Genomic DNA, 8,947 nt, shown 5'->3' with positions numbered 1-8,947 from the left:
GCCCCCGTCCTTTCCGCGCCCCCGCCGCCCGCCGCCGTCCCGCCGCCCGCGGCGCCCCCGCGGCCGGTGCCAGCGTCCGCGTCCGTGCCCGCGCCCGCGCCCGCGCCCGGGACGGAGACCCTCGGCGCGGCCTGCGCCCGGCTCTCCGACCTGGTCGACGCCGGACGCCACACCGAGGTGCTCGACCTGTCCGCCCGCCTGCTGCCCCGGGCCGCCGCCGAACAGGGCGAGGGCGCCCCGCTGGTCCGCACCGTGCGCGCGATCCGGGCCCGCACCCTGCTCGCCGAACAGCGCTGGGCCGAGGCCCTGCCCGAACTGCGGCAGCTCACCGCCACCGCCGCCCCGCACGACCCCGCCGCACTCGACCACCGCCGCCACACCGCCCGCTGCCTCGACCACCTCGGCCGGTCCGCCGAGGCGCTCGCCGAGTACCGCGCCGTGCTCGCCGCCCTCCCGCCCGACTCCCCGCACACCGTCGAGGTCCGCGAACGCACCGGCCTGCTGCTCGCCGCCCTCGGCCACGCCGAGACCGGCTGGCACAGCCTGCTCGAACTCCTGATGGAGACCGAACGCCGCCACGGCCCGCACCACCCCGACGTCCGCCGCCTGCGCACCCACCTCGAACAGCTGGGCCGCCACCGCACCACCACCAACCCCTACGCGACCTAGATCAGCCTTCCCTGCGCGGGGTCTGGCCCCCGGGCGCGGCGGTCAATAGTGTTCGTCCCAGCCACGTACGCAGAGCACCACCGGACCGCGCTCCACCGCCCAGGAGGCCCCAGTGATCCGCACCAGCTCCGCCCGTCGACTGCGCGCCGCACTCGGCACCGCGGTCGCCGCCGCCGCGCTCGCCGCCTGCGGCGGCGCACCGGCGCACCAGGGGGCGGCCGCCGTGGTCGGCAGCGACCGGATCAGCGTCGCCCAGGTCGAGGCCCGGGTCGCCGCCGTCCGGGAGGGCGCCGCGCAGAGCGGCGCCGCCACCGAGGAGCAGCCCGGCCTGGCCCGGCACGCGGTCTCCGACCTGATCCTCGGCCGGGTCGTCGCCCGCGCCCTCGCGGACCGCAGCCTGACGGTGAGCCAGAGCGAGGTCGACCGCGCCCGGTCCGCGGACGCGCAGACCGTCGGCAGCGAGGCCAAGCTCGCCGAACTGCTGCGCGCCAAGCAGGGCGTCCCGGCCGCCGACGTGGACGGCTTCTACCGGCAGCAGATCGGCCTGGTGAAGCTGGCCGACGGACAGGACCCGTCCAGCGCCGACGGCGACGCCGCCATCCGCAAGGCCCTGGTCGACGCGGGCACCGCCCTGCACATCGAGGTCAACCCGCGCTACGGCACCTGGAACACCACCGAGATCGGGCTGGAGGGCAGCACCGAGAACTGGCTCCCGGCGAGCGGCCAGGCCGCCCGGTAGCCGCCGGGGCGTCCTCGGGGCGTCCTCGGCCGGACGGGTGAGCGCCCGGGCGGGCGGGCCGTGTCCGCCGGGCGTTCCGCAGCGGGCCGGTGAGGCTGGGTCCCTCTGCCCAGTCCGCCCCACCGCACCGGTTGCGAGGTTGCCCGTGCTCCAGCGCCGTTCACCCCTGCCGAGGATGCTGCGCGCCCTGTGCGCGGCCCTGCCCGTCGCCGGGCTCCTCGTCCCGCTCGCCGCCGCCCCCGCGGTGCCCGCGACCCTGCGCGGGGCGGGCACCCAGCGGCCGATCGGGCCCGACCCGGCGGTGAGCCTGCTGGCGCACGGCAACCTGACGATGGCCGCCAACTCGGTGCTGACCTGCGACGACAGCGACGGCTCGCCCTGCAACGACACCGAGGGCAGCAACAACAACCGCACCAAGTACGTGAAGAGCGACCCGAACGCGCCCGGCGACAACGCCTCCGCCGCCGACCTGGTCGTCCCGGCCGGGGCCAAGGTGCTCTCGGCCCGCCTGTACTGGCAGTTCAACCCGGTCAACACCAGCACCGCGGGCGGCCACTCCGGCGACATCGCCCGGGGCGACCAGGTCTCCTGGAAGGTGCCCGGCGGCTCCTCCTACGAGCGGCTCACCGCCGACACCTACGACTGGTTCGACCAGCAGACCGGCGGCACCCCGACCCTGTTGGCCGGCGCGGGCGTCAAGGACGTCACCGCCCAGGTGCAGGCCGCGGGCCCCGGCAGCTACACCGTCGCCGACCTCCAGGCCTGCGACGGCCGCTCCTCCTCGGCCGACGGCGGCGGCAGCAACGTCGGCTGCTGGGGCGGCTGGTCCCTGGTCGTCGCGTACGAGAACGCGGCCGACCCGCTGCGCTACCTCGACGTCTGGGACGGCTTCCAACTGCTGCGCTTCCCCGACAACCTGGCCACCCTCACCCTCGGCGGCATCCGCACCCCCGCCACCACCGCCCCCGCCGCCACCCTCGGCGTGGTGGTCGGCGACGGCGACGTGCAGATCTCCGGCGACCAGCTGCTGGTCGGCTCCGGCACCGCCGACCTCACCCTGCTGCCGCTGCCCGGCCCGACCGGCGTCACCACCGACAACGCCTTCGCCAGCCGGATCGACCGGGTCGCCGCCGACGGCACCGGCACCAACGTCACCACCCGTGACCCGAACCCGGTCGACAACTACGGCTACGACGCCCGGACGATCGACGTCACCGGGAAGATCCCGGCCGCCGCCACCCAGGCCGTCCTGCGGATCAACGGCTCCGGCGACGCCCTGCACCCGCAGGCCGCCTGGCTGGCCGTCGACGCCCTCGAACCCGACCTGCAGATCACCAAGGCCAACAGCCCCGCCGGCACCACCGACGACAACCCGCCCGGCAACGTCGAGCCCGGCGACACCGTCACCTACTCCTTCGCCGTCGCCAACCGGCACGCCGACGGCAGCACCGGCGACCTCGACACCGCCACCGGCGTCACCGTCACCGACCGGCTGCCCGCCGGCACCACGTACCGGAGCGGCTCCGACCCGGACTGCACCGCCGCCGGGCGGACCGTCACCTGCACCGTCCCCGACCTCGCCCCCGGCGCCACCGCGAACGTCGCCTTCGACGTGACGGTCGACGCGGACGCCACCGGGAACGGCGACCTCCCCGACACCGGCACCGCCGGGGTCCTCCCGCTGATCGGCCTCGCCGCCCTCGGCTGCGTCCTGGCCGGCCTGATGGTCCTGGCCGCGAAGGTCCGCCGCAAGCACTAGCCGGGCGCGCCCCGCGGTAGGTTCGGTCCCGTGGAGACTCCGAAGCTGACCCTGCTGACCACCACCCACCGCGTCGCCCCCGGCCTGCTCTCCTGGCCGGCCTGGGAGGCGCTCCGGTCCGCGCCCGTGGTGCTGGCCGGTGTCGCGGACCACCCGCAGCTGGCCGCGCTGCGGGCGGCGGGCGTGGAACCGGAGCAGGTGGAGCGGCCGTCCGCCCCGGCGCTGGCGCGGCTGCTGCTCGCCCGGGCGCCCGCGGTCTGGCTGGAGAGCCCGGACGGCGACCCGGGCCTGACGGACGCGCTGGCGCGGATCGCGGTGGAGGAGGCGGGCGAGCACCCGGAGATCGAGGTGCTGCCGGGTTCGTACGACCTGCCGGGGGCCCGGCTGCTCGACCTGGTCGCGGTGATGGACCGGCTGCGTTCGCCCGGCGGCTGCCCGTGGGACGCCGAGCAGACCCACGAGAGCCTGGTGAAGTACCTGGTGGAGGAGGCCTTCGAGCTGGTCGAGGCGATCGAGGAGGGCGACCGGGAGACCCTGCGCGAGGAGCTCGGCGACGTGCTGCTGCAGGTGTTCTTCCACTCGCGGATCGCCGAGGAGGACGCCGACGACCCGTTCTCGATCGACGACGTGGCGGGCGACATCGTCGAGAAGCTGACGTACCGCCACCCGCACGTGTTCGGCGACGTGAGCGTGACCGGCTCGGCCGAGACCGAGGCCAACTGGGAGCAGCTGAAGGCGGCGGAGAAGCAGCGCGAATCGGTGCTGGACGGCGTGCCCGCGGGGCTGCCCGCGCTGGCGTACGCGGCGAAGCTGGTGTCGCGGGTGCGCCGCTCGCACTTCACCGGCGTGCCGGACGCGCCGTACGAGCTGCCCGCCGAGCTGACCGCGGAGTCGGCCGGGCAGCTGCTGCTGGCGGTCGCGCAGCGCGCCCACGACCGGGGGGTGGACGTGGACGCGGCGCTGCGGGCGGCGGCCCGCCGCTACCGCGCGGAGGTCCGCGCCGCGGAGGGACTGCCGGGGGAGGGGCCCCAGCCCGCCTAGCCCGCCAGCGGGACGTTCGCGACCGGGCGGCGCTGGGCCGGGACGACCTCGCCGATGGCCTCGCCGACCAGGGCGAGCACCTCGGCCAGCGGGTTCAGGTGGCCGGGCAGGTCGGCGAGCTGGACGATCCGCTCGCCGTCCGGGCCCGCGACCGCGAACAGGTCGATCGGGCCGAGGTGCTTGACGGCGGTGTCGACCAGCGCGGCGATGTCGGCCGGGTGGTGGATGTCGCCGGAGACGCCGACCACGGGGCAGCCGGGGCGGTCGAGTTCGGCCGCGAGGTCCTCGGCGATGCCGGGGTGCAGGTCGGCGATGAGCAGACCGGCGGCGCCGGCGGCGGAGAAGCGGCGGGCCAGGTCGGCCCCCGAACCTCCGTCGAGCACCGCGATGACCACCACTGCACCGGCTACTCGCATGGTCTGCTCCCCTTTCCGAGGGCGCACCCGTGGCCGGACCGCACGCCGCCCACTGTGGTTATCGGAGGATCGTAGGCACGCCCCGACGCTCCGCAACAGGGAATACCCACCAGGTGACCAGACTCACGCGACGGCGCTTCCCGATACGGTCAAGACATGCCAGACCAGCCCCGTGCCACCCATCCGCAACTCTTCACCTGGGAGTTCGCGGCCGACCCCTACCCGGCGTACGCCTGGCTGCGGGAGCACGCGCCGGTGCACCGCACCACGTTGCCGAGCGGGGTGGACGCCTGGCTGGTCACCCGCTACGCGGACGCGCGGCAGGCGCTCGCGGACGCCCGGCTGTCGAAGAACCCGGCGCACCACAGCGAGCAGGCCCACCGCAGCGGCCGGGTCGGCATCCCGGGGGAGCGGCAGGCCGACCTGATGACCCACCTGCTGAACATCGACCCGCCCGACCACACCCGGCTGCGCCGCCTGGTCTCCAAGGCGTTCACCCCGCGCCGGGTGGCCGAGTTCGAACCGCGGGTGCAGCAGCTCACCGACCGGCTGATCGACTCCTTCGCGGCCCGCGGCGAGGCCGACCTGATCCACGAGTTCGCCTTCCCGCTCCCCATCTACGCGATCTGCGACCTGCTCGGCGTCCCCGCCGAGGACCAGGACGACCTGCGCGACTGGGCCGGGATGATGATCCGGCACACGGGGGGGAAGCGGGGCGGGGTGGGCCGGGCGGTCAAGCAGATCCGCGGCTACCTGGCCGACCTGATCCACCGCAAGCGGGCCGACCTCGGCGAGGACCTGATCTCCGGCCTGATCCGGGCCAGCGACCACGGCGAGCACCTCACCGAGAACGAGGCCGCGGCGATGGCCTTCATCCTGCTCTTCGCCGGCTTCGAGACCACCATCAACCTCATCGGCAACGGCATGTACGCGCTCCTGCGCAACCCGGAGCAGCGCGCCCTGCTCCAGCAGTCGCTGGGCCGCGGCGAGTCGGCCCTGCTGGAGACCGGCGTCGAGGAACTGCTGCGCTACGACGGCCCGGTGGAGCTGGCCACCTGGCGGTTCGCCACCGCGCCGCTGACCATCGGCGGGGTGGACGTCCCGGTCGGCGACCCGGTGCTGGTGGTGCTGGCCGCGGCCGACCGCGACCCGGCCCGGTTCTCCGCCGAGAACACCCTCGACCTGGCCCGCTCGGACAACCCGCACCTGGGTTTCGGTCACGGTATCCACTACTGCATCGGCGCCCCGCTGGCCCGGCTTGAGGGGCAGCGCGCGATCGGCAGCCTACTGACCAGGCTTCCGGACGTTCGGTTGGCGGCCGACCCCGCCGAACTGCGCTGGCGGGGCGGGCTGATCATGCGCGGGCTGCGCGACCTCCCGGTCTCCTTCACGCCCCGCTGACGCCGTTTCGGCGCCCGCGACACGCCGCCCGACTGGGCCGACGACGCGCCGGGGCGGGGGCGCGCGTCGCACTCCGGTTCGGACCGAATCCGGACATACCTGGATCGTTCGTGTACGAGGATCGAAGATCCGTAATTTCGGCGTGATCATGGTGATATGAGCTTGTGATTGCTCGTCAGCTTTGCCTACTCTCCGACATGCCCGCAGCTGCGGGCCCCGATCGCGGCACGCCGAGTCCTGTCCGCCGCGTCCTCGGGCCACCTACCAGGTACCGGACAGGAGCGGGGGAACCAGTGTGAACGCCGTAGTCCCAACGGCTTGGGGTGAAGCCGCCGAGCAGCGGGCGCAACCGCGTCCGGAGCGTCCGGCGGCCGGGCCAACCTCCCGGTCCGAACCCGACAGCTCACCTCGCAGGCGTGCGGAGAGGATGTCCCGTGCTGTTCGCCAACACCCCTCGCCACCGCCGTAGTACCAAGGCCGGGAAGGTCATCGCCGCCGCCGGCGTGGCCTCGGTCGGCCTGGCCCTGCCACTGTTCGCCGCCACCGGAGCGGCCGCCGCACCCGTCGACACCTGGGACCGCGTGGCCCAGTGCGAGAGCGGCGGCAACTGGAGCATCAACACCGGGAACGGTTTCTACGGCGGCCTGCAGTTCACCCCCTCCACCTGGCGCGCCTTCGGCGGCGGCCAGTACGCGGCCCGCGCCGACCAGGCCAGCCGCGCCCAGCAGATCGCGGTGGCCGAGCGGGTGCTCGCCTCCCAGGGCCCCGGCGCCTGGCCGGTCTGCTCCAAGCGGGCCGGACTCGCCAAGGGCGGCGCGCCCGCCGACACCTCCGAGGACACCGCCTCGCGCTCCCAGGAGCGCCCGACCGCGCCCCAGCAGCCGAAGAGCTCGCAGTCGAAGAAGCCCGCGAAGCCCGCTGCCCCCGCCCAGCCCGCCGAACCCCAGCCCGCCGCGCCCCAGGCCGCCCCGCAGAACGCAGCCGCCGGCGGTTACACCGTCCAGGACGGCGACACGCTCTCCGGCATCGCCGCCGCGCAGAACGTGTCCGGCGGCTGGGAGCGGATCTACCGGGCCAACCACGAGCTGATCGGCGCCGACCCGGACCTGATCCTGCCCGGCCAGGTGCTCGCGCTCTGACGCCGCCCGGCGCCCGCCGCCCGGCGCCCGGCGCCCGCCGCCCGGCGCCCGGCGCCCGGCGCCCGGCGCCCGGCGCCCGGTCCCGACATTCGGGACGCGCACGGCCGGCGGCCTGACGAGGCCCCGCCGCAGCCCTGACGAGGGCCGCGTCCCCTGACGTCCCGTCCGCTCCCGGCGCGCGCCGGGCAGTTCGCGCTGCCGGGAGCGGCGGAACGGCCGTCAAACAGGTGAACTACCGATGAGTAGCCCGGCCACACCGTGAGACGGGGCCCGGCCGGGCGTGGCCGCGGGGCGGTGTGCGGCTAGGCTCTGGTCGTAACGACCACACATCCGCTTCCGCTAGGAGATGCACTCGTGCCGTCCATTGATGTCGTCGTAGCCCGTGAGATCCTCGACTCCCGCGGCAACCCCACGGTCGAGGTCGAGGTCGGTCTCGACGACGGCAGCACCGGTCGTGCGGCCGTCCCGTCGGGTGCCTCCACCGGTGCCTTCGAGGCCCTGGAGCTCCGCGACGGCGACAAGAACCGCTACTTCGGCAAGGGCGTCGAGAAGGCCGTCCTCGCCGTGATCGAGCAGATCGGCCCCGAGCTGGTCGGCTACGACGCCACCGAGCAGCGCCTCATCGACCAGGCCATGCTCGACCTGGACGCCACCCCGGACAAGTCCTCGCTCGGCGCCAACGCCATCCTGGGCGTCTCGCTCGCCGTGGCGCACGCCGCCTCCGAGGCCAGCGACCTGCCGCTGTTCCGCTACCTGGGCGGCCCGAACGCCCACGTGCTGCCCGTCCCGATGATGAACATCCTCAACGGCGGCTCGCACGCGGACTCCAACGTCGACATCCAGGAGTTCATGATCGCCCCGATCGGCGCGGAGTCCTTCTCCGAGGCCGTCCGCTGGGGCGTCGAGGTCTACCACACCCTCAAGGGCGTGCTGAAGGAGCGCGGGCTCTCCACCGGCCTGGGCGACGAGGGCGGCTTCGCCCCGAACCTGGACTCCAACCGCGAGGCCCTCGACCTGATCACCGAGGCCATCAAGAAGGCCGGCTACACCCCGGGCAAGGACGTCGCCCTGGCCCTGGACGTCGCCGCCTCCGAGTTCTTCAAGGACGGCGCCTACCAGTTCGAGGGCAAGGCGCTCTCCTCCGCCGACCTGATCGCGTACTACGCCGAGCTGGTCGCCGACTACCCGCTGGTCTCCATCGAGGACCCGCTGGACGAGTCGGACTGGGACGGCTGGAAGGCCATCACCGACGCGATCGGCGACAAGGTCCAGCTGGTCGGCGACGACCTGTTCGTCACCAACCCGGAGCGCCTGCGCAAGGGCATCGAGACCGGCACCGCCAACGCGCTGCTGGTGAAGGTCAACCAGATCGGCTCGCTCACCGAGACCCTGGACGCCGTCGAGCTGGCCCAGCGCAGCGGCTACCGCTGCATGATGTCGCACCGCTCCGGCGAGACCGAGGACGTCACCATCGCCGACCTCGCCGTCGCCACCAACTGCGGCCAGATCAAGACCGGCGCCCCGGCCCGCTCCGAGCGCGTCGCCAAGTACAACCAGCTGCTGCGCATCGAGGAGATCCTCGACGACGCCGCCGAGTACGCGGGCCGCGGCGCGTTCCCGCGCTTCCGCTCCGCGGACAAGTAGGCACAGCCGCTCCGCGGACAAGTAAGCGCAGCAAGGGCTGAACAACCCCTTGATGTGACCGGTGCCCCGGCTCCCACCGCGTAGGGTGGGGCCGGGGCACCGGCATGCGCAGGAGGGGCGAGCAGATGGCCAAGTGGAG

Annotated in this window: 7 protein-coding genes, 1 pseudogene and 1 riboswitch; of the genes and pseudogenes, 7 read left to right on the top strand and 1 reads right to left on the bottom strand. The window is 74.3% G+C overall.

Going from position 1 to position 8,947, the window contains the following annotated elements; translation table 11 throughout:
• From OO57_RS31455 to OO57_RS31440, 4 genes and pseudogenes are all read left to right on the top strand, one after another.
• Window positions 1-669, top strand: a pseudogene (locus tag OO57_RS31455) (serine/threonine protein kinase); the annotation flags it as partial.
• A 112-nt stretch (window positions 670-781) separates the two neighbouring features.
• Entirely contained in the window at window positions 782-1,408 is a 627-nt protein-coding gene (locus OO57_RS31450; RefSeq protein WP_051778487.1) for a SurA N-terminal domain-containing protein, read from the top strand.
• 175 nt (window positions 1,409-1,583) lie between these two features.
• Window positions 1,584-3,167: a DUF11 domain-containing protein gene (locus OO57_RS47030; RefSeq protein ID WP_033256135.1), complete on the top strand. Its 1,584-nt coding sequence runs from the start codon at window positions 1,584-1,586 to the stop codon at window positions 3,165-3,167.
• Between the two features lie 30 nt (window positions 3,168-3,197).
• Window positions 3,198-4,208: a MazG family protein gene (locus OO57_RS31440; protein WP_033256134.1), complete on the top strand. Its 1,011-nt coding sequence runs from the start codon at window positions 3,198-3,200 to the stop codon at window positions 4,206-4,208.
• On the opposite strand, the gene OO57_RS31435 is transcribed toward OO57_RS31440, so the two are convergent.
• The gene (locus tag OO57_RS31435) at window positions 4,205-4,624 is read right to left on the bottom strand and encodes an SDR family NAD(P)-dependent oxidoreductase (RefSeq protein ID WP_081974096.1); all 420 of its coding nucleotides are present in this window, start codon (window positions 4,622-4,624) and stop codon (window positions 4,205-4,207) included. The two genes, OO57_RS31440 and OO57_RS31435, sit on opposite strands and share 4 nt — an antisense overlap.
• Before the next feature lie 156 nt (window positions 4,625-4,780).
• Between OO57_RS31435 and OO57_RS31430 the strand changes: the two genes are divergently transcribed.
• From OO57_RS31430 to eno, 3 genes are all read left to right on the top strand, one after another.
• Complete coding sequence (locus OO57_RS31430) at window positions 4,781-6,025, top strand: cytochrome P450 family protein (RefSeq protein ID WP_033256132.1); 1,245 nt, start codon at window positions 4,781-4,783, stop codon at window positions 6,023-6,025.
• A gap of 232 nt (window positions 6,026-6,257) precedes the next feature.
• Window positions 6,258-6,456: riboswitch (cyclic di-AMP (ydaO/yuaA leader) on the top strand.
• 3 nt (window positions 6,457-6,459) lie between these two features.
• Window positions 6,460-7,164 (top strand): transglycosylase family protein, encoded by a 705-nt coding sequence (locus tag OO57_RS47260; RefSeq protein ID WP_033256131.1) that lies wholly within the window; start codon window positions 6,460-6,462, stop codon window positions 7,162-7,164.
• A gap of 354 nt (window positions 7,165-7,518) precedes the next feature.
• The gene (gene eno / locus OO57_RS31415; RefSeq protein WP_033256130.1) at window positions 7,519-8,808 is read left to right on the top strand and encodes a phosphopyruvate hydratase; all 1,290 of its coding nucleotides are present in this window, start codon (window positions 7,519-7,521) and stop codon (window positions 8,806-8,808) included.
• Window positions 8,809-8,947 lie beyond the last annotated feature (139 nt).

Source organism: Kitasatospora phosalacinea, from assembly GCF_000717185.1.
Lineage (GTDB): Bacteria > Actinomycetota > Actinomycetes > Streptomycetales > Streptomycetaceae > Kitasatospora > Kitasatospora phosalacinea_A.
This window is presented reverse-complemented; position numbering and strand designations above follow the sequence as displayed.